Here is a 25,728-nt window from a genome sequence, read left to right as displayed (position 1 = left end):
CGCATCATCCTTGTCACAGGGTATCGAAGGCTATGTGCATCAGGACTGCAACTTGCGTGCCAGCAGCGGCGTATCCGCCTGTTCGCGCCGCAGTTTCACAGCCTCCAGCGCGGCGCGCGCCGCGGCCTCGCGCTCGGCAAGGCGTTTGGCGCGGGTGTCGGCCTCGGCCAACGTGTCGGCCTGCCATGCCGACTGGCGCGCGGCATCGGCGGCGGCATCGGCGGCGGTATCGGCCAGCTGGGTGAGGCTGGCGGTGAAGGCGGCGCGCGCGGCAAACACCTCGGCCGCCATTGCGCCGGGCTGCGGCGCGCTGGCGGCAACCAGCGTGCGGCTGCGCGCAGCGATGGCCTGACTGCGCGTCTCGGCCTCCAGCGCGTCGGCAAGCCCGCGCAACGCCTGCCGCCGCGCCACTGTCGCAATCAGCGCCTGCCGCCGGATCAGCGCCAGCCGGCGCTTCTCACGCACCGGCCCGGTCCATCAGCGCGGCAAGGGCAGCATGGCTGGCGGCGAGCGGTTCGGCCTCGCCCCGCGCCTGGGTCAAGAAAGCATCCACCGCCCCGCTCATCGCCAGCGCCTCGTCGAGCAGCGGGTCCGAGCCCGCGCGATAGGCCCCCATCAGCACCAGATCGCGGTTCTCCTCGCGCGCGGCGATCAGTGCGCGCAGATGTCGCGCGGCGCGGGCGATATCGGGCGGGACGAGATCGTCCATCACCCGGCTGAGCGAGGCAGGCACGTCGATCGCCGGATAGTGGCCGCGCTGGGCCAGTTCGCGCGACAGCACGATATGCCCGTCAAGGATCGCGCGCGCGGTATCGACCACCGGATCATTGGCATCGTCGCCGTCGGCCAGCACGGTGTAGATGCCGGTCACTGCCCCGCCCGTCCGCGCCGAATTGCCCGCGCGTTCCACCAGCCGGGTGATCGCGGCGAGCGCGGAAGGGGGATAGCCGCGCGCCGCGCCGGGCTCGCCCAGCACCAGCGCCAGCTCGCGCGCGGCGTGGGCAACGCGGGTAAGGCTGTCGAGGATAAGCAGCACGCGCTTGCCCTGCGAACGGAAATATTCGGCGATGGAACTGGCATATTGCGCGGCGCGCAGTCGCAGGTTGGGAGCGTGATCGGCAGGCACTGCCACCACCACAATCCCGCCGCGCCGCGCGCCCGACATGTGGCGATTGACGAAGTCCGAAACCTCGCGCGCCCGCTCCCCGATCAACGCGACCACGGTAACATCGGCCACCGCATGGCCCGCGACGGTATCGACCAGCACCGATTTGCCGACGCCCGATCCGGCCATGATGCCGAGCCTCTGCCCGACACCCATCGTCGCCAGCGCGTTGATCGCGCGCACACCGCAATCGAACGGCGCGGCGACGCTGGCGCGCTCCAGGGCGCCCTCGCGCTGTCCGGCAAGCGGCCAGGCATGCGGCAGATCGAGCCGCGGCCCGCCGTCGATCGGCTGGCCCAGCGCATCGACCGCGCGGCCAAGCAACGCCTCGCCCACCCGCACCTCGCCCGGATGGCCGAGCGCACGCACGCTCGCCCGCGGACGCAGCAGCATGGTATCACCCAGCAGCATCATCAGCGAATGGCCGGCACGAAAACCGATCACTTCGGCCAGACTTTCACTGCCCGCGCCATTTTCGATCACCCCGAGCGAGCCGACCGGCAGCGGCAGGCCCGCGACCTCGATCAACCCGCCATCGCAGGAGACGACGCGCCCGGTCAGCACCGGGCCGGATGCAACCGGTGCCGCGCGCATCCGGGCAAGGTCAAGCTGCAATTCGGCAATCATCCGCGCACCGCGTCGGCAATCGCGCGGCGCCAGTCGGCCGGGCCGTCGCGCACCGCGCCATCCGGCCCTTCAAGCAGGAGCGCGCCGCGTTCCAGCGCGGAGTCCGCGATCACGCTCCAGTCGCCCAGCGCCCCGGATTCGAACCCTGCGATGTCGTCGGGATGGAGATGCAACCGCAACGCCCCCGCCGCGCCGCCGATCCGCGCCGCCGCAGCGTGGCACCGGGCGAGCAGGCCTGCGCGGTCGACGGCATGTTCGGCCAGCACCCCGGCGCACAGTGCGATCACGGTATCGGCAAGATCGGAAGCGAGCACTTCTGCCGCCGCCTCGTCAAGCTGGCGAAAGGCCAGCCGCAGCGCGCGTTGACGGACAGCGCCGCGTTCGGCCTCTGCCAGCGCCGCCGCGCGTCCGGCGGCCTCGCCTTCGGCATAGGCCAGGGCCAGCGCATCGGGCGCGGGTTCAGGATCAGGTTCGGCAGCATGCGCGACTTCGGATTCGGGGACGGGGACGGGGACAGGATCATTGCTGCGGAACGGCAGGGCTTCGCGGAAATCCGCAGGCTCGCCAAGCAAGGCCAGCCAGCCGGGCTGCGGCGCGGGGGCTTCGGCGATCGCGCCGAGCCAATCAGACGAATTCGCCATTGCCGTTTCCGATCACGATCTCGCCCGTTTCGGCCAGCCCGCGTGCAATTTCGACGATGGCGCGCTGGGCGGCCATGACCTCGCTCTTCGCCACGCGCCCGCGCAGTTCGATTTCGTCGCGCACGCCGTCCGCAGCGCGGCTCGACATGGCGGCGAAGAAGGGCGTGCGCTCGGGTTCCTTTAGGCCCTTGAGCGCATCGACCAGCTTTTCGGAATCGACGTCGCGTAGCAACCTGCCCATCGACATCGGATCGAGTTCGAACAGCATTTCGAAGGTGAACAGCTCCTCCTCGATCCGCGAAGCCAGCGGGGCATCGCGGTCGGCAATTTCGGGCAGCACCGTGTTGCGCAGATCGCCCGCGGCCAGATTGATGAGGTTGGCCGCCTCCCGCGGTCCGCCCAGCGCCAGCGCCGCCGCGCCAAAGGTGGCGGTGATCCGCTGGGTCAGCAGCGTATCGATGGTCGCGATCGCCTGCGGGGCAATCGCACCGCTGCGCGCCACCCGTTCGACCACCTGCGTCTGAAGTGCAGGCGGCAAAGCGGCCAGCACTTCGGCGGCGGGTTCGGGTTCGATCAGCAGCAGCAGCGCGGCGATCACCTGCGGGTGTTCATCCTCGATCAGCCGCACCAGCACCGGCGGCACCAGCCAGCGCGCCATTTCGACGCTGCGCGGACGGGCCTCGGGCTCGATCCGCTGCATCATGCTGTCGGCCCGCGCCGGGCCGAGCGCCTTGTCGAGCAACGCACGCACCCGGTCGTTGCGGCCGGACTGGGGCAATATCTCGCGCGACGCCTCGTCCGCGAAATCGGCCAAAGCCTCGGCCATGCGGGGCTGATCGATCTCGCCCAGTGCGATCATTGCCGCGCCGATCTTCTCCAGCTCATGCGGAGACAGGCGCGCCAGAATGCCGCTCGCCTCCTCGTCGCCGAGCAGCATCAGGAACACCGCGGCACGGTCTATCCGGTTGAGCAGGGTTTCGGACGCGCGAGTGGCCGCCGCGTCGTTCAGGGCAAGGTCGATACTCATGACGCGCTGGCCTCCGGGCCAGTGTCGGCGGGCGCGGCCAGCATGCGCTGCAAGGCCTCGACCGCGCGTTCGGGCTGACTTGCGGCAAGACGACGGGCCAGTTCCACCTGGCGCGGCAGATCACCCAGCGCAGCGCCCTGCGCCATCTCGTTCAGAGGCACGCGATCAACGCTGTCATCGCCGATCACCGCCAATGGCGCGGCATTGCCGCTCGTGGCGGCAGCGACAGTTTCATTTTTCCCGCGCAGCTTGCCGATCAGCGGGCGCACCGCGAACAGCAGCACCAGCAGCACCGCCAGCAACGCCGTGCCGTAACGCACCAGCATCGCGAACCACGGCTGTTCGTAGAATGCGGGCGCTTCCATGCTGGCCGGTTCGAACTTGCTCGCTACTACCTCGACCTTATCGCCGCGTGCCGCATCGGCACCGACGGCCGCAGCAACAAGCGCTTCGAGCTGGGCGGCGGTCATCGGCGCGGCTTTCTTGAGCGCCGCGTCGCTTACCGCGACTGCGACCGAAAGCCTGGTCAGCCCGCCCGGGCGGGTGTTGGTGACGGCAACCTCGCGGCCCAGTTCGTAACTGCGCTGTACCGCGCTTTCGCTGTCGGTCGGATTGGCACCGGCGGCGGGCGTAGCAGGCTGCGGCGGTCCATCGACCAGCGTCGCATCGGGCGGCGGGGTGTTGGCCGGAACCCCCGGCACGCCGCCCACCGGCGCAGAACCACTGCGGGTCGCGTTGCGCTCGCTTTCCGAACGCACCACGCCTTCTTTCTCATAGGTCTCGCGCGCGGAGGTGACTTCCTTCTGGTCAAGCGCGGCCTGCACCTGCGCGGAATAATTGCCTTCGCCCAGCAGGGGCAGCAGCAGCGTGTCGATCTGTTCGCGCAGCTTGGCCTCGAACTCGCGCTGAAGCACCAGCCCGTCAAGCGCATCGGCGCGCGGGGAGGAAAGCAGGCGTCCGTTCTGATCGACCACCCGCACCGCATCCGCGCTCATGCCCGGCACCGATGCGGCGACCAGATTGACGATCGCTTCGACCTGCGTCTGGCTGAGGCTGCGCCCGCTCACCAGCCGCAGCATCACCGAAGCGCTGGGGGCGCTGTTCTCGCGCACGAAAACCGAACGTTCTGGGGTGGCGAGATGGACGCGCACGCTTTCGATTCCATCGATCTCGCGGATCGTCAGCATCAGCTCGCGTTCGCGCGCCAGCCGCAGCCGTTCGCCTTCAAGCGTGCGCGAGGAGCCGAGCGGGATTGCATCGAGCATATCGCTCGCACCTTCGGGCGCGGCAATCCCGGCATCGCTGGCGACCAGCATGCGCGCGCGGTAGACATCGTCCTCCGCCACCGACAAGGCGCCTGTCTGGTTGTCGATCACATAGCCGATCCCGCCCGCGTCGAGCGTTGCCACCACCTTGGCGCGTTCGGCATCGGTAAGACTGGTGTAGAGTACGCGGTCCGGCCCGGAGGCGAGCGTCATCCACAAGGCCCCCGCTGCCGCCAGCGCGCCAACCCCCGCAAGGGCAGGCAAGGCGCGCGAAAGCGCAGGCTGGGCCATGAATTCCGCCACGGGCTCGGGCAGCAGGGTGCGCCAGCCGGGTTGCGGGGGCGTAGCCGGGAGGCTGGCCGCGCCATCGGCGGCGACCGGAAGTGCAGCTTCGGCCATCTAATCAGCCCCCCATCCGCATGATGTCTTGGTAGGCGGTGAGCAGTTTGTTGCGCACCTGCAGGGTCGCCTCGAAGGCGACGCCCGCTTCCTGCCGGGCCAGCATGACTTCGGCGATGTCGGTTACAGCGCCGCGTTCATAGGCGACCTGCATGTCGCTGGAGCGCTGCTGCACCGCGTTGACCTGTTTCAGCGCATTGCCGAGCGTGTCGGCAAAGCCTGCCGCAGGGGTCGGCGTGGGAGCCTTGGGCGCGGGCGTGTCGCTTGCCGCGCGCACGTCCTGCAAGGCGGCGCTGCGGGCGAGCACCTGCTGGCGCAGCGCCATGACGTCGGCGGGGCCGAAGCTTGGGCCGAAACCGGGGCGGATCGTGCTCATGCGCAGGCTCCGGCGACATTGGCCGTGGCGGCGGCCATCATGCCACTGGCCCGCATCGAGGCGAGGCGATAGCGCAAGGTGCGTTCCGAGATGCCGAGACTGCGGGCGGTCGCGCTGCGGTTGCCGTCATGACTGGCGAGCGCGGCAAGGATCGCCTGCGCCTCGGACGCAAAGGCAACGTCGGATAGTGAGCGGGATTGCGGCTGCGGTGCCAGGACGGGCGTTTCCGATACGGGGCGCACAGCCTGATCGAACACGATATGTTCGGCGGTAATCGACGGCCCCTCGCCCGAAAGCAGGATCGCGCGGCGGATGACATTTTCCAGCTCGCGCACATTGCCCGGCCAGGCATGGCTTTCGAGCAGGGCGAGCGCACAAGGTGCGATCCAGCCCGGACGGCCCGGCACGGCTGCGTGGCGCAGCAGCATCCCGAAGGCGAGCGGGGCAATATCGCCCGGACGATCGCGCAACGCGGGAATGCGCAGGGGAAAGACGTTGAGACGGTAAAGCAGATCCTCACGGAAGCGCCCTGCCTCCACCTCGGCGGCAAGGTGGCGGTTGGTGCAGGCTACCACCCGCACATCGACCCTGAGCGGACGCGTCGCGCCCAGCGGCAGAACCTCGCCTTCCTGTAGGGCGCGCAGCAGCTTGGCCTGCAAGGCAAGGGGCAGTTCGCCGATCTCGTCCAGCAGGAGCGTCCCCTTGTCGGCGGCGCGGAAGAGCCCTTCGCCCGCTTCGGCCGCGCCGGTGAAAGCGCCCTTCTTGTGGCCGAACAGCAGGGCTTCGAGCATGGCCTCGGGCATGGCGGCGCAGTTAACGGCAACGAACGGACCGTCTCGGCGCGGCGAGAGGTGGTGGACGAAGCGCGCCAGCACTTCCTTGCCGGTGCCGGTCGGCCCTTCGAGCAGGACGGGAATATCACTCGCCGAAATTCGCTCGGCCAGGGTCAGCAGCGCCAGCGACTGGGTATCGCCTGCAATCGGCCAGCCGCCCTGCGATGCGGCGGCCAGCAATGCGGGGCGCGCGGCCTCGGGTGCGGCGGGATCATAGGCAAGGGCAATGCGGTTCGCGCCGGTCATTGCCAGCACGGGCGCGGCGGCTTGTTCCAGATCGATCCGGATATGGTCGGTTCCCTGCGGCGCCCCGGCACCAAAGGCGATGCGCTCGCGCTGCCAGCTGCGGCCCATCAGCGGAACCGTGATGTCGATCAGCCCTTCGTGTCCGGTCGTGCTGCTTGCTAGAATGGTCATTAACGCCCCCGTTGCGTCTTTCTGGTGGCAAGCAATTGCCGCGGGGACGTCCAAGATGTTGCAAATTTAAGCCCCCGTAACTCCACCTAACTCGCCCGACGGAACAGGCACATGCGCGCGCGCATGCGGGTAACGGCGGGAGGCGGAGACTTGCCGCCGTGTTTACGACGCGAGGCGAAAATTGGCCGCTTAAACATCCCGGGACATGGCCGCTCTAAGGGCCAGCAGCGACGGGCACCTTCGTCCTGCCTGACCATTCGGGAGTTTCGACAATGAACGTGATCAACACCAATATCTCGGCCCTTCGTGCCACCAATGCCAGCGTTTCGGCTGGCCAGATGCTCGGCACGGCGATGGAGCGCCTGTCGACCGGCAAGCGCATCAACTCGGCCAAGGACGACGCCGCCGGCCTCGCTATCGCCGCCTCGATGACCTCGCAGATCCGCGGCATGGCGCAGGGCGTGCGCAACGCCAATGACGGCATCAGCCTTGCCCAGACCGCCGAAGGCGCGCTGGACGAGGTGACCAACATGCTCCAGCGGATGCGCGAGCTGACCGTGCAGAAGTCGAACGGCACCTATTCGACCGACGACCTTGCCAATATCGAAGCCGAGCAGGATGCTCTTGCCGCCCAGATTACGCAGGTGGTCGAGAACACCGAGTTCAACGGCATCAACCTGTTCTCGACCGCGAGCAACACCGTCACCATTCAGGCCGGTGCGGCCACCGTCGACACGATCGACATCAGCCTGCCCGAACTCGACGTGGCGGCCGGCGCTCTGGCCGGCGTGGTTACCGGCGGTGCTTCGGTTGCTGCGGCGACGCTTGACGACTACGACACCGCTATCGGTGCCGTGACCACCGCCCGCGCCGATCTGGGTGCCGTGCAGAACCGTCTGCAGTCGGCGGTCAACAACCTCACCAACGTTTCGACCAACCTGACCGACGCCCGTTCGCGGATCGAGGACACGGACTATTCGGCCGAAAGCACCGCACTCGCCAAGGCGCAGATCCTCGGCCAGGCGTCGACCGCGATGCTGGCGCAGGCCAACCAGTCGCAGCAGAACGTGCTGTCGCTGCTGCGTTAAGCCCTTCCCCCGTCGCTCTTCTTCTTTCCCCCCGAAGGCGACCACCCGGCCCGGAGCCCATCGGCTCCGGGCCTTTTCGTGTCCGGCAAGCGCAAAGCGCCGGTCAGTCGTCGCCGATCATCGCTGCCAGCCTTTCGACCGCGCGCCAGTGGCCTTCGACCGGCGCATCGGCGGGATAGACGGCGAGCGGCACTTGCGGGGCGATCCCGCTTTCCTCGTAAACACTGCCGTCGGGCGCGGCGAAAACCTCGTTCGACAATTCCAGCAACCAGCCATTGGGAAGCCGCTTGGCCAATGGGGTGGAGAACGCGCCGCGCGTGGTCGCGCCGGCATGGATCACGCGCGGGTTCTGGCGCAGCGAAAGCGTGGCAAGCTCCCCGCCGCTGACCGTCACATTGCTGGTCAGCAGGTAGACCGGGCCGGCAAAGCGCGGGCCGGATGCCGGTTCGATCATATGCGGGAACGGCGCAAGACCCGATCCGCGGGTAACGGTCGTGAACCCGACATAGGCATCATCGGTAAAGCGTGCGGGGATCGCCTTGGCGATCTTGTCCCACCCGCCGCGATTGTTCGACAGGTCCAGAATCACGCTCTTCACCCCGGCATCGGCGAAGGCTGCGAAGGCTTCGTCCATTATGCGGTCGAATTCCGCCATTTCCGCCGCGGCCCAGGCTGCGCTGCCGAAATCCTCGCGGTCTGTGAAGCCGCCCATCTGGAACACCTGAAGATAGCCGACGCGTCCGTCGATCACGCCCCACACGATCCGGTCGTTGCCGGTGTGGTGCGCGGTTTCGCCGAGCTTTTGCATGGTGATGCCGATCAGCTCGATCAGCCACGCGCTCTCGCCGCCTTCGGCAGCGCGCATGCGGGGGAGGGTTTCGCCCTGCCCGTCCTGCACCCGGCGGCGTTCCCCGCCGACATTGCCGATCAGCTTGGTATGGCTATCCGATAGACCCTGCATATAGCCCGCTAGCGCGTCCCACAATTCAGCATCTCTCATCTCGGGGCGGATCGCGGCGCGCACGCGGGCGGCGCGTTCGGCATGACCGGGCGGGCGGCGGTCGAAGAAGGCATAGTGGCTCTCGAAGGCATCAAGAAAGGCATCGGCGACCGCCTGCGGAGTGGTTGCCGGGCTTTCGGTACATCCTTCGGGCAGCGCCTCCAGCCGGTCGAACACCACATTGGTATCGCCGCGCAGCAGCTGGAAAATCGCGCTGTCGCCGCCGGGCAAGAGCCGGAAATAGCGGTAGGAGACCGAATCCATCGCGCTCAACGCCTCGCCCGAGGTCACCGGGCGATAACAGGTCGCGCCGATCTCGAACTGCGTTACGCCGCGCTCGTCGATCCGCAGCAGCCGACCATAGCCGCGACTGCGCCACACGCCGCGGATCGCAGGATCGGTGGTGCCGTCGGCGGTGATAATGGTTTGGAGCGGTGCTGCGGCGCGCCATGGCTGCGGCGCATCGGCGAGGGTGCGGGCGGGGGCGGGGGCAGAGGCCACAGCGCAGGCCGAAAGCATGGCGAGGAAAACGGAGGCGACAGGCTTGAAAAATCGGGTCATGCGGGCCCGCTGCCTCCGGCAACCCCGCGAAACAAGGCCGGCGCTGTCAACGGCCCATGCAACTCGACGGATGTCAGCCGCCCCCGGCCCGACTACGATCAGCGCGTCAGGCCGATCTGGGTGACGGCGGTTTCCAGCATCCGGTCGTGCGCACTGCCGACAGGGGCAGGCGCGATCAGGAAATCGGGGACCACCCCGCGCACTTCTTCCGAACCTGACGGGCGCACCATATAGGCCTTGGGATAGATGATCTCCGCGCCCGAATGCGGCAGGCTGAAACGCTCCACCGCGCCGTAGGTGGTCGGCAGGTCGGCGGTCTCCTCGCCCATGATCGTGGCGATGCCGAGATCCTGCATCAGCGCCGCAATCACTGCCGCGTTGGAATAGGTGTGGCGGTTGACCAGCACCCACACACGCCCGTCAAAGGCATTTTCGGCGATCGGCGACGTTTCGGGCACTGCGATCGTGACCCGTTCACCATCGGCAGCGCTTGCAAGCGTGGCCTTGATCCGCCCGCCAAGAGTATCGGGATCGCTTTCGCGTCCGGCCCATGCCGCCTTGGTATTCGGCCCCGCTCTGACTTCGTAACGTGCGGAATAGCGGAACGGCCTGTTGGTTAGCCGTGCGATGATGAGGTCGGAAAAGCTGGCATCGCCGCCGCCATTGTCGCGCAGGTCGATAACCAGATCGCGCGCGCCGCTGGCTGCCAGCGCAGCGAAAGCATCGCGGACGAAATCGCGGAACGGATCAATGAAATAGGCCGCACCATCCTCGCCGCGTTCTTCACCCGTTGCCGAAAACGGGCCGGGCTGGAGATAGAAGACCCCATCGCCCAGATCGCGATAGATCCGCGCACCGGCTTTGCGATCGGGGCGCGGCACGCGGCGGGCATCCTGCAGGGCATACATCTCTCCCAGCGGCATCCCGGCCACATTGTGCGATCCGGCGGTGCCGTCGGGTGCGATGTAATCCACCCGCAGCGCCTCGCGCGGCCCGAACACGAGATAGAGATAGGCCGGCAGGCCAAGCTCGATCTGCGCGCGCAGCAGCCGGGTGGTGTCAGCCGAGATGATCCTGCGCGCTTGCGCCTCGAATTCCGGCAGGGACAACCCGCCCAGCGCCGTGATGCGCGATCCCGGCGGCAAGGCTGCGCCTTTGCCAGCCCAATTGTCGGTCAGCATCGCCGCGTCGCGATAGACCACCGACAGCGGAATGATCGCGCCGCCGTTGCCGACATGGGAGAAAACGTCGGCCATCGCCGCTTCTGTCTTGGCGTGGCCGACATTGCCGAAGGCCAGCGCCTCGTGCAGCGTCAGATTGAATTGAGCGCGCTGCACGGGGCCGTCGATCCGGGCCAGCAGGGCCGTGATCTTCGCATCATATTCCGCCCGGCTGCGGCGCGCGAAGAGATCGACATGCTCTTGCTGCAACCCTTCGTAGAGGGCCCGCAGATCCTCCCGCGCGTCCTGCGCGGAAAGACAATCGCCGCAAGGATCGGCATTCCCAGCCTGAACGGCGGAAGCAGTGGCGAACAGCAATGCAAAAAGGAAATTGCGCAGTCCGGTAATATTCATGTCGTCGGGTTAGCAGCCTCGCCGTCCGGGTCAACCGGCGTAGCCGGTGGTGCCTTGCCGACAGGCGTCACGGGCGCAGGCCGCCTGGTGATCGCCCTGCCCCCCGTGCCTTTGCCATCGAGCAGCAGCAGCGAAATCCGGCGATTGCGCGGATCGGCGGGATTGTCGGCCACCAGCGGCTCGGTATCGGCGACACCTTCGATCCGCGCGATGCGGTTCGCCGTCAGCCCGCCCAGTACCAGCGCCTGACGGGTCGCCTCGGCGCGGCCGGTGGACAGCGACCAGTTATTCGCGCTCACCCCGCTGCGCCACGGCAGCGAATCCGTGTGCCCGCGCAGGATCAGCGGCGCGCTTTCGTCTTTCAGCGTCTCGGCCATCACCTGCAGCAGCCCGCGCGCATCCCTGGTCAGGATCGTGGTGCCCAGTTCGAACATCGAGAAATCGGCATCGTCGACCAGATCGATCCGGATCCCTTCTGGCGCACGCATGACCCGCACCTGCCGCGCGAGGTGCGACAGCTGGCGACGCTGGACGAGTTTCTTCTCGATCTTGTCGCGCAGTTCCTTGAGCTTGTCGGAATCCAGTTCGCCGCGCCCGCCGCCTTCCACCGGGCCGCCGGTGACGCCGCGCGGAATGGTGATCGCGCGCGTGCCGGTTTGGCCCATGGCATTGGGATAATTATCCGCATCGGTTATCGAGCTTCCGCCCAACACCCCGTCGGAGCCGGCGCTTTCCTTGCGCAGCTTGACCAGCGTCGGGGTGAAATAATCGGCGATGCCCTTGCGCTGCTTCTCCTCGGTCGCGCCGAGCAACCACAGCAGCAGGAAGAACGCCATCATCGCGGTGACGAAGTCGGCATAGGCGACCTTCCATGCGCCGCCGTGATGGCCGGCTTCCTGGATCGTGATCTTCTTGACGATGATCGGCGCCGGGATCGCGGCAGCTTGCGCCAGCGCAGCTTTGGGATCGGCCTCTGCCACCTTAGCGTCCCCGCATCATGTCGAGCAGGTCGGTCAGCTTCGGGCGGTGCGCGGGCGGCAGGCCCGAACGTGCAGCTTCCAGCACCAGCGGCTGCGGATAGCCGTGCAGGCTGGCGATGATCACCTGCTTGATCGAATGGAAAATCTGCTGGTCATGGGTATTGATTTGCTTGAGCCGCGTGCCCAGCGGCCCGGCAAAGCCATAGGCCAGCAGCACCCCCAGAAACGTCCCCACCAGCGCGGAACCGATCATCTTGCCGAGGATCTCGGGCGGCTGGTCAATCGCGCCCATGGTCTTGATGATGCCCAGCACCGCCGCGACGATCCCCAGCGCGGGCAGCGCGTCGGCGAGCGACTGGATCATATGCGCAGGCTCGTCCATCTCGTGCAGCTGGGTCTTGATCGCGCTGTCGATCACGTCTTCCACGGCGTGGGTATCAAGCGTGCCCGAGGATACCACCATCAACGTCAGCGGATCGCAGATCATCGCGGTGACCACGGGATCGGACTGCAACCGCGGATATTCGCTGAAGATCGCCGAATTGCCCGGTTCGGTGACATGGCTTTCCAGCGCCACCGCCCCTTCGGAGCGCAGCACCTTCATCAGCTTGGACGTCAGGGCGATCGCGTCGATATGGTCCTGATCGGTATATTTCGGGCCCTTGAATACCTTGCCGAAGCCGCTGCCGAGCAGCTTTACCTCGTGCATCGAGTTGCCGATCAGCGTCGCGCCCACCGCCGCCCCGCCGATGATCATGAATTCGAGCGGGAGCGCGGCCAGCACCGGCCCCATGGCTCCGCCGGCGAGGATGAACCCGCCGAACACCATGGCCAGCAGCACGACTATTCCGATTGCGACAAACACGGGGAAGAGGCTCCTTGAAGAAGGTCTGGATCAGCGCAGCGCGTTGAACAGCGACAGCGAACTGACCCGCGCGAAAGCGGCCTGGCTGGCTTCGAGCGCGGTCAGCGATTGCTGCAAGCGCGCGATCGCCTCGGCGGTATCAGTATCACCCGCGCGGCTGCGCCTTTCGGCCAGCGCGACGCCGCGGTCGGCCTGCTGCTGCTGGATCTGTTCGACCCACGCCATGCGGGTGCCGAGGATGGTCTGCGCACGGCTGGCAGTATCGAGCGCGGCGTCAATCCCGTCGAGCGCGGCCAGCGCCGCGCCGGCCGGATCGGGCGATCCCCCGCCCAGCGCTGCGGCCAGTCCGCCCAGCACCGCAAAGGCGCTGGTCGGCGTGCCGCCAAGGTCGAACTGGAATACCTCGCTACCCGGCAAGCCGCGATCGATCGCGGTGCCCGGTGCAACCGGCACGGCCCCGCTTACAGGGGTGCCGTTATAGGTGACATTGCCCAGCGCATCGCGGGTGAAGGCCGGATCGGAGGACAGGCCCGAAAACAGCGGTTCGCCGGTCAGCGTGGTGCCGTTGGCGCGGCTGAACAGCTCTTCCGACAATTGCTCCAATTCGAAGGCGATCGCCTGCCGTCCGTCCTCGCCGGTCGGCGTGTTCGCCGCCTGCACCGCCAGTTCGCGGGCGCGTTGGAGCAGCGCGGTGACGGCCTCCAGCTCGGTCGAGGCAGAACCCAGATCCTGCCCCAGCCGCGCGGCATTGTCGCCTTCCACCCGGGCCAGCGCCCCGCGCCGCGCGATGCTGCGCAGCTGCGCCGCGGCGGCGGGATCGTCCGATCCGCGTTCGATCTTCTGCCCCGTTGCAATCTGCGTGCGGGTGCGTTCGATCGCCTCGCGCAGATCGGCCATTTGCGCGATCGAGCGATTGAAGAATGATCCGGTGGAATTGCTGACGAAACTCATCGCGACGCGCCCTCCCTATCGCAGGCCCAGCAGGGTATCGAACAGCTCGGCGGCGACCTGGATCACACGGCTGTTGGCCTCGAACGCCTGTTGCAGCCGCACCAGATTGGCGGCCTCGGTATCCAGATCGACACCGGTTTCGCGCAGCAGCTCGGCCTCCGCAGTGGCGGCGACAACGGCCAGACCTTCGCGCCGGGTGTCGAGCGCTGAGACGCGGCTGGAAAGACCCAGCAGCAGCGCGTCGGCCCCGGCGGCAGGGCCGGTATCGGCACCGAGCGTGGCCAGCAGAGCGGCAAGATTGGCTGTATCGCGGCTGCCCGCAGGCGCTCCGGCAGGGGCGGTGGCAAGCCCGTTTGCCGAGGCCAGCGCGACATCGATATCGCCGGCGCCGGTGCCGGAAAACAGCGGTTGGCCGGGATTGCCGGAAGTATCGACCCCAGCCGCCTGCGCGCCGTTGGCCAGCGCGATCACCGATGCGGCAAGGCTGTCGATCCCGGTCTGCAAGCCAGCCATCTCGACCAGCGCGGCAGCACGGCCGGCCATGGCCCCACCGGCAGGCGCAAAGGCAGTGCCCCCAAGATCGAAGGTCAGCGTGCCGTCGGCAGCGACAGCAACGCTCACGCTCGCCGCGACCCCGCCGCTTACCAGCGCAACGGGCGGCGCAGCGTCGATGGTGACATCGGCAGTGCCATTGGCATTGATGGTGGTCGAAAGACCGAATTGTTCGGCCAGCCCGCGCAGTGCCGCATCGCGACGGTCAAGCAGCGCGGCACGCCCGGAGGTGCCCTCGCGCACGCCCACCAGTTCGCGGTTCACACGGGCGAGTTCTTCGGCCAGTTCGTTGACCTGCACGATTTCGGCTGCGGCCTCGTCCTGCACCAGGCTGCGGGCATTGGCGAGCGTGCTGTCGGCAGTGCGGAAATTGCCCGCCATCGCGCGCGCGCTTTCGACCGCCGAGAGCCTGAGTGCCGGATCGAGCGGATTGGCTTCAAGCCGGGTCAGCGCCGCTTCGAATTCGACCAGTCCGGTGAACAGTCCCGAATTCTCCAGCGCGCTCTCCGCCTCGCGCAGCGCGAGATATTGGGCATCGACGCTGGCCAGTGCGGAGGACGCATCGCGCGCCTGCCGCTGCACCAGCGCGCTTTCGGCCCGCACGACCGCCGAAGGGCGGATACCGCCGAGCGAATCCGCCGCATTGATCCCGATCGCGCCGGTCATCACCAGCTCGCTCTGGGTCAGTTCGCGGCGCGAATAATCCGCGTTCGAGGCATTGGCGATATTCTGCGCCGTCAGCTCAAGGCTGGCGCGCGAGGCAGTCAAACCGCTGCGACCGATGGAGAAGAGAGCGCCGGGCATCAATTATCCCCTTTATCGGGAAGGTGTTGCGCAAGCTGCGCCTCGATACTCCGTGCAAACCCGAAGGCGCCGCTGGCGGCAGCGACATCGGCAAAATGTTCGTCACGCATCGTCTGGAACTGCTGGAGGCCGCCGCCGGTCAGCGGGGTTTCCTCGGCAAAGCTGGCCGCGCGGGCGGTCGCGAGCATCCTGCGGATCATGATCGCCTCGAACCCCTCCGCCGCCTTGCGCAGCTCGGCGCGCTCTTGCGAGAGCGCCGAGCTGCGGGCGACCGGGCCAGTCGACCGGGAAACGGAGGGCGGCACAGAAGGCGGCAGGGGGCTGGTCACAGCACCACCATCTCGGCTTGCAGCGCGCCTGCCTGCTTGAGGCTTTCGAGGATCACCACCAGATCGGACGCGCCCACGCCGAGCAGGTTCAGCGCATCGACGATCTCCGACAGCGAGGCTGCGCCGGGCATATAGGCGACCCGGTCGGCACGTTCGTTTATGGTGATATCGGAAGATTCCTCGATCGCGGTCTGGCCGCGGCTGAAGGGTTCGGGCTGCACTACTGCGGGATTCTCGTCGATGCGGATCACCAGCTTGCCGTGACTGACGGCGGCAGGCGACAGGCGCACGGCATCATTGATCACGACGGTGCCGGTGCGGCTGTTGACGATCACCCGCGCGGCGACCGGGGCGGGGGTAACCGCCAGCATCTCGATCTCCGCCATCAGCGCGGAACGCACGTCATTGCCCTGCGGCAGCGCCAGTTCAATGCTGACCCCGTCGGCGATGGCGGCAATCCCCGGCCAGCGCGCATTGATCGCGTCGCGCACCCGCGAGGCAGTAAGGAAATCGGCCTGGTGGAGATTGAAGCGCAGCGGCCCCGGACGGTCGAAACCGGTGGCGACCGCGCGTTCGACGGTGGCCCCGTCGGCAATCCGGCCAACTGTGGCAACGTTGACCGTCAACTGTGACCCGTCGCGGCCCGTCACGCCCAGACCGCCGAGAGCGACATTGCCCTGCGCCATGGCATAGATCTGCCCGTCCGCGCCGTAGAGCGGGGTGAGGATCAGCGCCCCGCCGCGCAGGCTCAACGCCTGGCCGAGGGTGGACACGGTAATGTCGATCCGCTGGCCCGGCTTGGCGAAGGGCGGCAGTTCCGCCGTCACGATCACCGCAGCGGCATTGCGCAGGATCGGGCTGACGCCGGGCGGCAATTGCAGCCCGAGCCGGCCGGATACGCCGCGCATCGCCTCGGTCACATATTGCAGGTTGTTGTCGCCCGTGCCTGCAAGGCCGACGACCACGCCATAGCCGGTCAGCTGGTTGGCGCGCAGGCCTTCGAACTGGCCGAGGTCGCGGATGCGCTCGGCGGCGGCGGGAACGGGGACGAAGGCTGCCAGCAAGGCAAGCAACAGGGGGAGAATGCGGTTCATCACGGCTCTCCTCAGAACGGCGAAATGGCGTTGAAGAAGCGGCTGAGCCAGCCCGGACGGCTGGCCTGCTGCACCGCGCCCTTGCCCGAATAGATGATCCGCGCATTGGCGACCTGCGACGAGGCCAGACGGTTGTCGCTATCGATGTCGATCAGGCGGATGCGCCCGGCGAACTGCACCCATTCATCGCCCTGGCTGAACATCATCTGCTTTTCTCCGACCACTTCGGCGGTGCCATTGGGGTAGATCGCGGCGATGGTCACCGCGACCGCACCGTTCAGGCGGCTTTGCTGCGCGGCATTGCCCCCTCCACTGAACGACCCTTCGGCCGCAGCTTTAAGGGCATTGGGGTTGAGGAAATCGAGCGGGCCGCTGGTGGGCGGCGTGATTCCGAAGCTGCCAGAGCGGTTGGTCTGGCCCGCGGTGCTCTTGGTGGTGGTGGTGGCTTCGGTGAGGATGATCGTCACCATATCGCCCAGTGCACGCGCGCGGGTGCCGGTGACGAGCCCGGAATAGCCCGTTCCCGCCTGAAAGATCGCGCCCGCGCTGGCGGCCTGTACCACCGGCTGGGGGGCGGCGACCAGCAGCGGATCTCCCGCGCCGGCCGCCACCATTGCCGCACCCGGGGGCGGGGGCGCGGTGAAACCTGCCTGCGGCCCGCTGCCGCCTGCGCCCATGCAGGCGGACAGCGCCAGCGGCGCAGCGAGGAGGAGAGTTCGAGCCTTCATCAGTTTTCTCACAGCGTCTGGTTGGCGTTGCGCAGCATCTCGTCGACCGCGCTCACCATCTTGGAATTGATCTCGTAGGCGCGCTGGGCCTCGATCATCTCGACCAGCTCCTCGACCACGTTGACGTTCGAGCTTTCGAGCATGCCCTGCCGGATCTGTCCGCGCCCGTTCTCGCCCGCAAAGCCGAGTTCGGCGGGGCCGGAAGCGGCGGTTTCGACAAGGAAGTTGTCACCGATCGCCCGCAGGCCCGCCGGATTGACGAAGCTGGCGACGGTCAACTGGCCGAGCAGCGTCGGCGCGGCATCGCCGGGGGTCAGCGCGCTCACCGTGCCGTCGGGCGCGATGGTGATCGACTGCGCGCCGGCAGGCACCTGAAGCGGCGGCTGAAGCGCATAGCCCTGCGAGGTGATCAGCGTGCCGTCCGCCGACAGGGTGAAATTGCCTGCGCGGGTGAAGCCCACCTGACCGCCCGGCGGCAGTTCGACCTGAAAGAACCCGTCGCCATCAAGCGCCAGATCGAGCGTGTTGCCCGTGGAGTTCAGCGTCCCCTGGGTTTCGATCCGGGTGGTGCCTTGCACCTGCACCCCGGTGCCGAGATTCAGGCCCACCGCGAAGGCGGTCTGTCCGGTCGATTGCTGCCCGGCGACCCGCTGTTCCTGATAGGCCAGCGTGGCGAAATCGGCACGGTCGCGCTTGAACCCGGTGGTGCCGATATTGGCGAGGTTGTTGGCGATGACGCGCATCCGCGCATCCTGCGCTTCAAGCCCCGTTCGGGCGACGTGTAGAGCGGAAGTGGGCATTGGTTGGTGCTCCCGTGAATGGAAATCAGCGCAGCGCCATCAGGCTGCTGGAGGCTTCGTCGAGATCGCCTGCGGTGCGGATGATCTTGGCGCGCTGTTCGAAGGCGCGCTGGGCATCGATCATCTGCACCAGCGTCTCGGCCGTCTCGACATTGGATTGTTCGAGCGCGCCGGTGGTCAGCCGCGCGGTCGGATCGGGGGGCAGCACGCCGCCGCCGGGGACTTTCAGGAAAGAGTCGATCCCCTTGGCCAGCGGGCTGCCGCCCGGCGTGACCATCCGCAAGCGGTCGATCGCCTCGGGCGGCGCGGTCGGTGCAGCGGGATCGCTCGCCATGATTGTCCCGTCAGTGGCAATGGCGATAGAAAAGCCCGGCGGCACCGTTATCGGCGCACCGCTTTCGCCCAGAACGGCAAGACCCTCGCCGTTCTCGATCACGCCCGATGCGGCGACGCGCAGATCCCCGCGCCGCGAATAGATTTCGCCCTGAAGGTTCGGCGCCTGATAGGCCAGCAGCGCCTCGCCTTCGAGTGCGACATCCAGCGGATTGCCGGTTGGCACCACCCGCGCCGCCGTCATGTCCGCGCCGCGCACATTGCCACGCGCCATTGCGCGGGCTTCGAGCGAGCCGTCCTTCAATGTGGCGGGCGTGACCGCGAAGATTTCCTGGCGAAAGCCCGGGGTTGAGGCGTTGGCGAGATTGTTCGCCACCACCCGCTGCCGGTCCATCGCCGCGTTCATCGCGGTCATGGCGGTGTAGATCAGCCGGTCCATGGATTACTGCCGCAGGTTCAGGACGGTCTGCGAGATCTGGGTGGCGGTATCGATCGCGCGGGCATTGGCCTGGAAATTGCGCTGTGCGGTGAGCAGCGACACCATCTCTTCGGCCAGTTCGACGTTGGAGCGTTCGAGCGCGCCGCTGATCATCTCGCCGTTCGAACCGATCCCCGGGCTGCCGAAGTTCGGCGCGCCGGAATCGCCCGATGCCTGCCACTTGGTCTGGCCGATAGCGCGCAGGCCATTGGGCGCGGCGAAGGTGGCAAGCGCGATCTGCCCGACCGGGGTCGCGGTACCATCGGCATAGGCCGCGTTCACGATCCCGCGATTGTCGATCGTGACATTGGCCAGCCCCGAACCCGCGCCGTTGATCAGCGGCACGATCACGTCGGCCGGGACGGTAGAGGTCGGGATACCCGCAGCATCGACCGGAAAGGCCTGCAGCCGGTTGCCGTTCGCATCCTGCAATTCACCCGTCGCGCGCAGCTGGAAATTGCCGTTGCGGGTGAAGCTGAGCTCGCCCGAGAACGGGTTTTCGAGCGCAAAGAACCCGTCCCCGTCGATCGCGACATCGAGACTGCGTCCGGTCTGTTCAAGCGGGCCGAGTGCGAAGTCCTGCGTGATCGCAGACACTGTCGCACCGATCCCGGCCGTGCGGCGCGGATCGGTGGCCGAACCGCTGGCGACCAGATCGGCGAACTGTGCCGAGCTTTTCTTGAAGCCGACGGTTTCGGCATTGGCGATATTGTGAGCAATCACGCGCAGGTCGGTTTCGGCGTTGCGCAGCCCGCTAAGGGAGGTGAAGAAGGACATTCGTGTGTGATCCTTGTGCTGTGGTCAATGGTCAGAGCTGCCCGGCCGGGCTCAGCGCGGCTTCCTGCGCCGCGATCAGCCGGTCGAGTTTGGCGGAAATCTCTGTCAGGGTGGCCGAACCTTCAGTGGTCGCCGCAAGCGAGGAGAACTGTGCCATCTGCGCCAGCATCGCCTCGTTATCGGTCGGTTCGAGCGGGTCCTGAAAGGTCAGCTGGGTTGTCAGCAGCTTCAGAAAATCGCCGCCGTCGAGCGAGCCGAGCCCGCCGCCGGTCAGGCGCGAAGGAGTGTTGAGCCGGTCGAGCGTGACTTGCGCGCCGGAATTGATCGCGGTGTTTTCCATTACTGGCTCCTCAGGGTTTCGAGCATCAGCTGCTTGGCGGTCTGGAGCGCCTGCACCAGATTCTGGTACTGGCGGGCGGACTCCATGATCTCGACCATCTCGGCGGTCTCATCGACCGGGGCTTCCCACACATTGCCATCGGCATCGGCGAGCGGATGGCCGGGGTCATAGCGCTTGGTCGGGGCTGTCTCGGCGCGCACCAGCCCACCCGATGTCACACCGGCGAGGCCCGAGGCGCGATCGAGTTCCACGGAAAACACCGCGCGGATCGGGCGATAGGCGCCCTCCTCGGTGCCGGAAACCGACCCGGCATTGGCGAGGTTGGATGTGGCCGCGTTCATCCGCACCATCTGCGCGCTCATCGCGCGGGTGGTCATCGAGAACAGCGTCATGGGGGCGCGTTCGGGCATGGTCATTCACCCTTCAGCGCGCGGGTGATGGTGCTGACCTTGCCCTGCACGAAGCTGAGCGTCGCCGAATAGGCTACGGCGTTTTCGGCGAAGGCGACCTGCTCGCGGTTCAGTTCGACCGTATTGCCGTCCATCGAAGGCATGGTCGGCGTGCGCCACACCATTCCGGCCTCTGTCGCCGAAGTGATGTCGCCGCGCTGGCTTGCCAGCCGGGCATCAAGCGCAGCGTTAAAGTCGATGTCGCGCGCCTTGTAGCCGGGGGTCGCGGCATTGGCGATGTTCGAGGCGATCACGCCCATGCGCTGCGAACGCAAGGCCAGCGCCGCGCCGTGAATGCCGAAAAGTCTCTCGTTCATGCGGGTCTCCCCTGATCGTGCCGGCAGTGGTCGGAACCATCCGCCAGCGGGTGCGCCAGAGGTTTTGCAGGAAGCGTGCCAGTTGGCCCTGCAAGGCGGCGATGACGGGGAAAGGCCGGGCCGGACGGCAAGCCTTTGCCGGTCCTGCGGCAAGGCCCTGCCGAAACTACCTAGGCTTAATCGTGCGCGCCGGCGGACGTTCTGCGATCGCGAAGGCCCGACGCGTTCTTGGGGGCCAGCAAGGGGATCGGCGATGCCGCAGACTGTCAGCTCCCTGTTTGATCCGGGAGCCTTCACGATCGTGGTGGCAGGGACCCTGCTGGCTTGTGCCGCGCGCTGCGGGTGGCGCGACTTCGGTGCGGCGCTGCGCGAGGCGGTGGCATTGCTGGGCAGAGGCTTCAACGAGGAGGCCAACCGCAAGGCGCTGGCACAGGCGGTCGGCGCGATCCGGCGTGACGGATCGTTTCGCGCCAGCCCGCCCTTGCCGCCGGACCGTGCGCTAGCCCTGATGCTTGAAACCTATCTCCGCCACGGCTCGCTAGAAGCCTTGCACAAGGCGCGCCGCGCCGAACGCGCGCTGGACGAAGCGCGGCGTGTATCGGCGGCGCAGGTATTTGCCTGGGCGGGTGAACTCGCCCCGGTGTTCGGCCTGATCGGCACGCTCTACGCTTTCACCCAGCTTGCGCCCGCAACCGGCGAGGATGCCTTGCGGGTAACGCTGGCGGCGATTGCGACTTCGGTGCTTTCGACGCTCTATGGTGCGCTGCTGGCGCATCTGGCGTGTTTCCCGCTCGCCGGCGCGATCGAGCGGCGCGGGCTTGCCCGCGAACAACAGCGCGAGGCACTGGCCGAATGGTTCACAGGCCAGATCGCACAACCCGCATCCCCGCCCACCGGCCGGCGGCCCCACTTGCGAGGCGTGGCATGAGCGCGAAGAGTCTTGAAATGAAGATCGGCGGCCACGGCTGGCAGTTGATCCTGGCCGATCTGGCGCTGATCCTGTTCCTTGTGACCTTGTCCAGCCTGCCTGCATCCGACGCCGTGCGCGGCGAGAAGCCCCGCGCCCGTCTGCGGATCGAGACTGCCGCAGCGCAGGCGCTTTACCGTCCGGTTTCCGACGGGCCGACGCTGTCGGCATGGCTCGCCGCGCAGCCGCGCGATCCGCGTGCCACGCTGACGATCTTCGCCCACTATCGTCCGGGGGGAGAAGCTGCGGCATGGGATGCCGCCGCCGCAATGGCCGCAGATATCGCCGCCAGCGGGGTGCCTGTGCGCACCGTCATCGCGCCGGGCGAGGAAGCCGATCTCTACGCCAGTCTTGCCTATGATTCCGTCGTGGCGAAATAGCGCGCGCCGGACTTCAGCTCACCATCACGCGATTGCGTCCGTCTTCCTTGGCCCGGTACAGCGCCGCGTCGGCGCGGGTCAGCGCACTGCGGGTGTCGGCATCCTCGGTGACTTCAGCCACCCCGCCCGAAAACGTCACCCGACCGAACGGCTGCCCGGTATCGCGGTTCATCAGCTGGCGCGCGGCCTGTGCCCGCCGGATCGTATCCAGCTTCGCACGCGCCGCCTCCTTGTCCATGCCGTAGAACAGCAGGACAAATTCCTCGCCCCCGTGACGCGCCACAAAGCAGGCATCGCCGGCGTGTTCGTTGAACGTGGCGGCGACCGCGCAAAGCACCCGGTCGCCCGCGTCGTGGCCATGGCGATCATTGATCAGCTTGAAGCGATCGACATCGCAAAAGGCGATCGATAGCGGTTCGCCCTTGGCCCGCGCCTCGATCGACGCCGACACCAGCCGGCGCTCGAAAGCGCGGCGATTGGGCAGGCCTGTGAGGTGATCGACATCGGCCTCCATCCGCGCCTTGGCGAGATTTTCGCGCAAACGGTCGGTCTCCTCTTGGCTGCGTGCCATTGCGGCCTCGACCTGTTCGACCCGTGCCAGCATCGCCCGTGACAGATCGATCACCCGTGCCAGCTCTCCCGCCGCTGCCGGCGCAAGTTCGACTTCGGCCATGGCATCGATCTGCGCACCCAGAGCGCCGCGATGATCGCTCGTCTCGCTCTGCGCCGAACGCGCCGTCTGGGCAAAGCGCATCAGCGAATATTCGAGCTTGTCCATCAGCGCTTCCAGCCCGGCGATCCGCGAATGGCCTTCGGGATCGAGCCGTCCGAGCGTATCGAGCCAGCGTTGGTCGATCGGCTCGCCGGCGATCTCGCGCGAGGTTAAAGCCTGGGCCAGTTCCGGGTGCGATCCCGACAACCCGCCGCAGATCGTGGCAAGATTGCCGGCGGTGACGGCGAGATCATGGGTTTCGACGAATTCGGAAATCCGCTGCAGCAGCCCCCGGCGCGCTTCCTGGGCGCGGCTTGCGGGCGAATCGACAAGTTCCGCGACAGGCTCGGCCGGGCGATAGGAACGGGAAAGAAAGCGGGACGCGAAAGTCATAGTGCGAACCTTGGGACATAGTTGAAGCTACGCCTGCCCCACTATTCCGATCGTGCTTAAACCCCGCCGCGCCGCGGCTCCGCAAAAGTCCTTAGGTCTCAACAAGGTGCGCTTGGCATGCCCCTTGCTTCGAAATGCGCGCAACGAAAAGGAGCATACCGATGGAGATCACCAATCCCTGGCCCGAAGGCTGGCGGCTTGCCCCGCTGGCGCTGGCGATGCTGACACCGCTGTGCGATCCGACGGCAGGCGCAAACGGCTTTACCGACCCGACAGCGATCGACCACGCTGTAGCGGCGTTTACGGGCGCGGCGACCGGCACCCCCGGCGGCGCCCGCGCGCCCGCCGACCGGCGCCTGCGGCTTGCGGCCTGCGACGGCCCGTTGGCGCTGGCCTGGCACGGCAGCGCGCGCAACATGGTGCGGGTCGAATGTCCCGGCCCAGCCAGCTGGCGCATCTTCGTGGCGGTGGACAGCACTGCCGGAATGGCCGCTGCCAGCCGTCCCGCTCCCCCGGCGATCAAGCGCGGCGATGCGCTGACCATCATGGTGCGCGGGCGCGGCTTTTCGGTGCAGCAGTCGGGCGAGGCGATGGATAGCGGCGCTGTGGGCGACTGGATCTTCGTGCGCACCGGGCGCAAGGCCGAGCCGCTGCGCGCCCGGATCGAACGCCCCGGTCTGGCGGTGATCCCGGCAAGCTGAAGAAATCTTTAAAGGCCCCTTAAAGGCCAACGCGACCGGCCGTTCTGCCTGTCACAATCCGACCAAGGAATTGAGCCATGCCATCTGTCGAACTGAGCAAATTGCAGGGAATCGCCGCTACCCGCGCGGTATCCGGCGGTGACCGCGCACAGATCGAACCCCGCGCCGCTTCCGCCCGCAACACCGCCGCGCCCGCTTCCGGCCTCAGCGTCGAAATCAGCGGTGCGGTGGATGCCGCCAGCCCGCCGGTCGATGCCGAACGGGTCGCGCTGATCCGCGCGGCCTTGCAGGACGGCTCCTACCCGTTGGTGCCGACCAAGATCGTCGATGCGATGATCGCTGCGCAGGTCAGCTTCGCGGTGCCGGTGAAGGAGTGACGCGATGATCGATACGCCGTCCCAGCCCCGTCCCCCACTCGCCGCCAGCCTGCGGCAGATGATTGCCGTGCTCGAGACCGAGCGGCAAGCGCTTGCCGGTCTCGATGCCGATGCTCTGATCGCGTCGGCGCACGAAAAGGAGGGGTTGTGCGATGTGCTGGCGGAATTCGGACCGCAGGCGCTCGACAGCGAGACCCGCGGGCTGGCCGAAACCGCCCGTCAACTGAACGAGGTCAATCGCCGGGTGCGCAATCTGCTGGCAGCCAATGTCGCCGCCCGTATCGAGGCGCTGGGTGGCCCGCACCGGATGCCGCGCGCAACCTATGCCGCAGGCCGCAGCTAGGTAGTCATACCTAATCCGCGTGCCGCCCATCTGGCACGCAGCTTGCTGAACTTCCTCCTGAAAGCATCGCCCCCTGCGGTGCTGAGCAATCAGGCGGAGTTTGCGTGAGCACCTCTTCCCTATCGCATGTGCCATCCGGCCCGATCCGCGCCGGGTTCGAAACCGCCGCCCGCACGCACGCGGTTGCGCGGCAAGGCGGCGCCGTGCGTCAGATCGCGCCCCAACCGGCAGGCACGCCGGTCGAGGCGGCGATTGCCCGCGCGGCGGAAGCGACCACGGTCGATTTCGGATACCTGCTGGCCCAGGCCGAAGTCGAATCCGCCATGAATCCCGCAGCCCGCGCCGCCAGATCGAGCGCAACGGGGCTTTACCAGTTCATCGAGAGCACATGGCTCGATACCGTCAGGAAGCACGGGCACCGCTTCGGGCTAGGCAACATTGCCGATCAGATCGGCGTCACGCCTGCGGGCAGCGCTTTCGTGTCCGATCCGGGCCAGCGGCAGGCGATCCTCGCGCTGCGGGCCGATCCGCAGGTCGCGGCGCTGATGGCGGCGGGTCTGGCAGAAGACAATCGCGCGCATCTCGCCCCCATACTCGGCCGCCAGCCCGATCATTCCGAGCTTTACCTGGCCCATTTCCTGGGCGCGGGCGGCGCCGGACGGTTCCTGTCGGAAATGCGCGCCGATCCGAACCAAAGCGCGGCGGCACTATTCGCCCGCCCGGCCGCCGCGAACCGTGCGATCTTCTATGCCCCCGACGGTTCTGCGCGCAGTCTTGCGGGCGTCATGGACGTGATCTCCGGCAAGCTCGGACGCGCATTGGACAAGGCCGGGAACGGCCAAGCACCCCGCCTCGCCCGCGCCGATTATTCCGCGCCGCCGTATGCCGCGGCGACACCTTACCCGATCGCCGAGAAGGCGGTCTTCAGCCCTGCTGTCGCGGCACCACCCGCCTTCACCCCGCAGGCCCGCATGCCGATGTCCCAGGTGCTCGGTACAGCCTTCGGCAGCGATACGTCCACCGCCCCCGCACAGGTGCGCCGCGCCTATGACCGGCTGAAAGCCTTCGGATTGTGAGCAAGACCA

30 protein-coding genes are annotated in these 25,728 nt (G+C 67.4%); 7 read left to right on the top strand and 23 right to left on the bottom strand.

From position 1 onward, the window contains the following. Positions 1-39: 39 nt before the first annotated feature. From OIK40_RS13175 to OIK40_RS13145, 7 genes are read right to left on the bottom strand one after another with little or no spacing between them, the layout of a single operon-like run. On the bottom strand, positions 40-465 hold the full coding sequence (locus tag OIK40_RS13175) for a hypothetical protein (protein ID WP_273678809.1): 426 nt from the start codon (positions 463-465) through the stop codon (positions 40-42). Further along, positions 458-1,792 (bottom strand): FliI/YscN family ATPase, encoded by a 1,335-nt coding sequence (locus OIK40_RS13170; protein ID WP_374211815.1) that lies wholly within the window; start codon positions 1,790-1,792, stop codon positions 458-460. The genes OIK40_RS13175 and OIK40_RS13170 overlap by 8 nt, the downstream gene beginning before the upstream one ends. After that, a complete protein-coding gene (locus OIK40_RS13165) occupies positions 1,789-2,433 on the bottom strand; it encodes a FliH/SctL family protein (RefSeq protein WP_273678808.1) in 645 nt (214 codons plus the stop codon). The genes OIK40_RS13170 and OIK40_RS13165 overlap by 4 nt, the downstream gene beginning before the upstream one ends. Further along, positions 2,417-3,460 (bottom strand): flagellar motor switch protein FliG, encoded by a 1,044-nt coding sequence (gene fliG / locus OIK40_RS13160; protein ID WP_273678807.1) that lies wholly within the window; start codon positions 3,458-3,460, stop codon positions 2,417-2,419. Before fliG ends, OIK40_RS13165 begins: the two co-directional genes overlap by 17 nt. Beyond that, on the bottom strand, positions 3,457-5,124 hold the full coding sequence (fliF, locus tag OIK40_RS13155) for a flagellar basal-body MS-ring/collar protein FliF (RefSeq protein WP_273678806.1): 1,668 nt from the start codon (positions 5,122-5,124) through the stop codon (positions 3,457-3,459). Before fliF ends, fliG begins: the two co-directional genes overlap by 4 nt. A 4-nt stretch (positions 5,125-5,128) precedes the next feature. Next, positions 5,129-5,500, bottom strand: coding sequence for a flagellar hook-basal body complex protein FliE (fliE, locus tag OIK40_RS13150; RefSeq protein WP_273678805.1), 372 nt, complete (start codon positions 5,498-5,500; stop codon positions 5,129-5,131). After that, complete coding sequence (locus OIK40_RS13145; protein WP_273678804.1) at positions 5,497-6,750, bottom strand: sigma-54 interaction domain-containing protein; 1,254 nt, start codon at positions 6,748-6,750, stop codon at positions 5,497-5,499. The genes fliE and OIK40_RS13145 overlap by 4 nt, the downstream gene beginning before the upstream one ends. A gap of 272 nt (positions 6,751-7,022) precedes the next feature. On the opposite strand from OIK40_RS13145, the gene OIK40_RS13140 reads away from it, so the two are divergent. Next, complete coding sequence (locus tag OIK40_RS13140; protein WP_273678803.1) at positions 7,023-7,838, top strand: flagellin N-terminal helical domain-containing protein; 816 nt, start codon at positions 7,023-7,025, stop codon at positions 7,836-7,838. Positions 7,839-7,941: 103 nt separating this feature from the next. Here OIK40_RS13140 and OIK40_RS13135 read toward each other — a convergent pair whose 3' ends face one another. The 15 genes from OIK40_RS13135 to flgB form a co-directional block, all read right to left on the bottom strand. Continuing rightward, positions 7,942-9,399 (bottom strand): S41 family peptidase, encoded by a 1,458-nt coding sequence (locus OIK40_RS13135; protein WP_273678802.1) that lies wholly within the window; start codon positions 9,397-9,399, stop codon positions 7,942-7,944. A gap of 98 nt (positions 9,400-9,497) precedes the next feature. Next, positions 9,498-10,973, bottom strand: a complete 1,476-nt coding sequence (locus OIK40_RS13130) for a S41 family peptidase (RefSeq protein ID WP_273678801.1) — start codon at positions 10,971-10,973, stop codon at positions 9,498-9,500. Beyond that, the gene (locus OIK40_RS13125) at positions 10,970-11,953 is read right to left on the bottom strand and encodes a flagellar motor protein MotB (RefSeq protein ID WP_273678800.1); all 984 of its coding nucleotides are present in this window, start codon (positions 11,951-11,953) and stop codon (positions 10,970-10,972) included. The genes OIK40_RS13130 and OIK40_RS13125 overlap by 4 nt, the downstream gene beginning before the upstream one ends. Before the next feature lies 1 nt (position 11,954). Next, positions 11,955-12,818 (bottom strand): flagellar motor stator protein MotA, encoded by an 864-nt coding sequence (gene motA, locus OIK40_RS13120; RefSeq protein WP_273678799.1) that lies wholly within the window; start codon positions 12,816-12,818, stop codon positions 11,955-11,957. Between the two features lie 30 nt (positions 12,819-12,848). Then, on the bottom strand, positions 12,849-13,769 hold the full coding sequence (locus OIK40_RS13115; protein WP_273678798.1) for a flagellin N-terminal helical domain-containing protein: 921 nt from the start codon (positions 13,767-13,769) through the stop codon (positions 12,849-12,851). Between the two features lie 15 nt (positions 13,770-13,784). Next, positions 13,785-15,125: a flagellar hook-associated protein FlgK gene (flgK, locus tag OIK40_RS13110; protein ID WP_273678797.1), complete on the bottom strand. Its 1,341-nt coding sequence runs from the start codon at positions 15,123-15,125 to the stop codon at positions 13,785-13,787. Next, complete coding sequence (locus OIK40_RS13105) at positions 15,125-15,454, bottom strand: hypothetical protein (RefSeq protein ID WP_273678796.1); 330 nt, start codon at positions 15,452-15,454, stop codon at positions 15,125-15,127. Before OIK40_RS13105 ends, flgK begins: the two co-directional genes overlap by 1 nt. Beyond that, on the bottom strand, positions 15,451-16,548 hold the full coding sequence (locus OIK40_RS13100; RefSeq protein ID WP_273678795.1) for a flagellar basal body P-ring protein FlgI: 1,098 nt from the start codon (positions 16,546-16,548) through the stop codon (positions 15,451-15,453). The genes OIK40_RS13105 and OIK40_RS13100 overlap by 4 nt, the downstream gene beginning before the upstream one ends. A gap of 11 nt (positions 16,549-16,559) precedes the next feature. Beyond that, positions 16,560-17,276, bottom strand: coding sequence for a flagellar basal body L-ring protein FlgH (locus OIK40_RS13095; protein ID WP_273678794.1), 717 nt, complete (start codon positions 17,274-17,276; stop codon positions 16,560-16,562). 8 nt (positions 17,277-17,284) lie between these two features. Beyond that, positions 17,285-18,076 carry a flagellar basal-body rod protein FlgG gene (gene flgG / locus OIK40_RS13090; RefSeq protein ID WP_273678793.1) on the bottom strand — a complete coding sequence of 264 codons (792 nt, stop codon included), beginning with the start codon at positions 18,074-18,076 and terminating at the stop codon, positions 17,285-17,287. Positions 18,077-18,101: 25 nt separating this feature from the next. Beyond that, positions 18,102-18,848, bottom strand: coding sequence for a flagellar basal-body rod protein FlgF (locus tag OIK40_RS13085; RefSeq protein WP_273678792.1), 747 nt, complete (start codon positions 18,846-18,848; stop codon positions 18,102-18,104). A 3-nt stretch (positions 18,849-18,851) separates the two neighbouring features. Then, complete coding sequence (locus OIK40_RS13080) at positions 18,852-19,664, bottom strand: flagellar hook-basal body protein (RefSeq protein ID WP_273678791.1); 813 nt, start codon at positions 19,662-19,664, stop codon at positions 18,852-18,854. A gap of 31 nt (positions 19,665-19,695) precedes the next feature. Continuing rightward, a complete protein-coding gene (locus OIK40_RS13075) occupies positions 19,696-20,004 on the bottom strand; it encodes a flagellar hook capping FlgD N-terminal domain-containing protein (protein WP_273678790.1) in 309 nt (102 codons plus the stop codon). Further along, complete coding sequence (gene flgC, locus OIK40_RS13070) at positions 20,004-20,420, bottom strand: flagellar basal body rod protein FlgC (RefSeq protein ID WP_273678789.1); 417 nt, start codon at positions 20,418-20,420, stop codon at positions 20,004-20,006. The genes OIK40_RS13075 and flgC overlap by 1 nt, the downstream gene beginning before the upstream one ends. Next, positions 20,417-20,770, bottom strand: a complete 354-nt coding sequence (gene flgB, locus OIK40_RS13065) for a flagellar basal body rod protein FlgB (protein WP_273678788.1) — start codon at positions 20,768-20,770, stop codon at positions 20,417-20,419. Before flgB ends, flgC begins: the two co-directional genes overlap by 4 nt. A 253-nt stretch (positions 20,771-21,023) precedes the next feature. On the opposite strand from flgB, the gene OIK40_RS13060 reads away from it, so the two are divergent. Together OIK40_RS13060 and OIK40_RS13055 are read left to right on the top strand one after the other, a co-directional pair. Continuing rightward, positions 21,024-21,698 carry a MotA/TolQ/ExbB proton channel family protein gene (locus OIK40_RS13060; protein WP_273678787.1) on the top strand — a complete coding sequence of 225 codons (675 nt, stop codon included), beginning with the start codon at positions 21,024-21,026 and terminating at the stop codon, positions 21,696-21,698. Next, entirely contained in the window at positions 21,695-22,117 is a 423-nt protein-coding gene (locus OIK40_RS13055) for a hypothetical protein (RefSeq protein ID WP_273678786.1), read from the top strand. Before OIK40_RS13060 ends, OIK40_RS13055 begins: the two co-directional genes overlap by 4 nt. Before the next feature lie 13 nt (positions 22,118-22,130). On the opposite strand, the gene OIK40_RS13050 is transcribed toward OIK40_RS13055, so the two are convergent. Continuing rightward, complete coding sequence (locus tag OIK40_RS13050) at positions 22,131-23,222, bottom strand: GGDEF domain-containing protein (protein ID WP_273678785.1); 1,092 nt, start codon at positions 23,220-23,222, stop codon at positions 22,131-22,133. A 161-nt stretch (positions 23,223-23,383) separates the two neighbouring features. On the opposite strand from OIK40_RS13050, the gene OIK40_RS13045 reads away from it, so the two are divergent. The 4 genes from OIK40_RS13045 to OIK40_RS13030 all read left to right on the top strand — a co-directional run bounded on the left by OIK40_RS13045 (position 23,384) and on the right by OIK40_RS13030 (position 25,719). Further along, positions 23,384-23,923 carry a flagella basal body P-ring formation protein FlgA gene (locus OIK40_RS13045; protein WP_273678784.1) on the top strand — a complete coding sequence of 180 codons (540 nt, stop codon included), beginning with the start codon at positions 23,384-23,386 and terminating at the stop codon, positions 23,921-23,923. A 77-nt stretch (positions 23,924-24,000) separates the two neighbouring features. Next, positions 24,001-24,300, top strand: coding sequence for a flagellar biosynthesis anti-sigma factor FlgM (locus OIK40_RS13040; protein WP_273678783.1), 300 nt, complete (start codon positions 24,001-24,003; stop codon positions 24,298-24,300). A gap of 4 nt (positions 24,301-24,304) precedes the next feature. Further along, positions 24,305-24,643 (top strand): flagellar protein FlgN, encoded by a 339-nt coding sequence (locus OIK40_RS13035; RefSeq protein ID WP_273678782.1) that lies wholly within the window; start codon positions 24,305-24,307, stop codon positions 24,641-24,643. A 104-nt stretch (positions 24,644-24,747) separates the two neighbouring features. After that, positions 24,748-25,719 (top strand): transglycosylase SLT domain-containing protein, encoded by a 972-nt coding sequence (locus OIK40_RS13030; RefSeq protein ID WP_273678781.1) that lies wholly within the window; start codon positions 24,748-24,750, stop codon positions 25,717-25,719. The last annotated feature ends 9 nt before the right edge of the window (positions 25,720-25,728 follow it).

The organism is Erythrobacter fulvus (assembly GCF_028595285.1).
Taxonomy (GTDB): domain Bacteria; phylum Pseudomonadota; class Alphaproteobacteria; order Sphingomonadales; family Sphingomonadaceae; genus Erythrobacter; species Erythrobacter fulvus.
The sequence above is the reverse complement of the archived record's forward strand: the minus strand, read 5'-3'. Positions and strand labels throughout refer to the sequence as shown.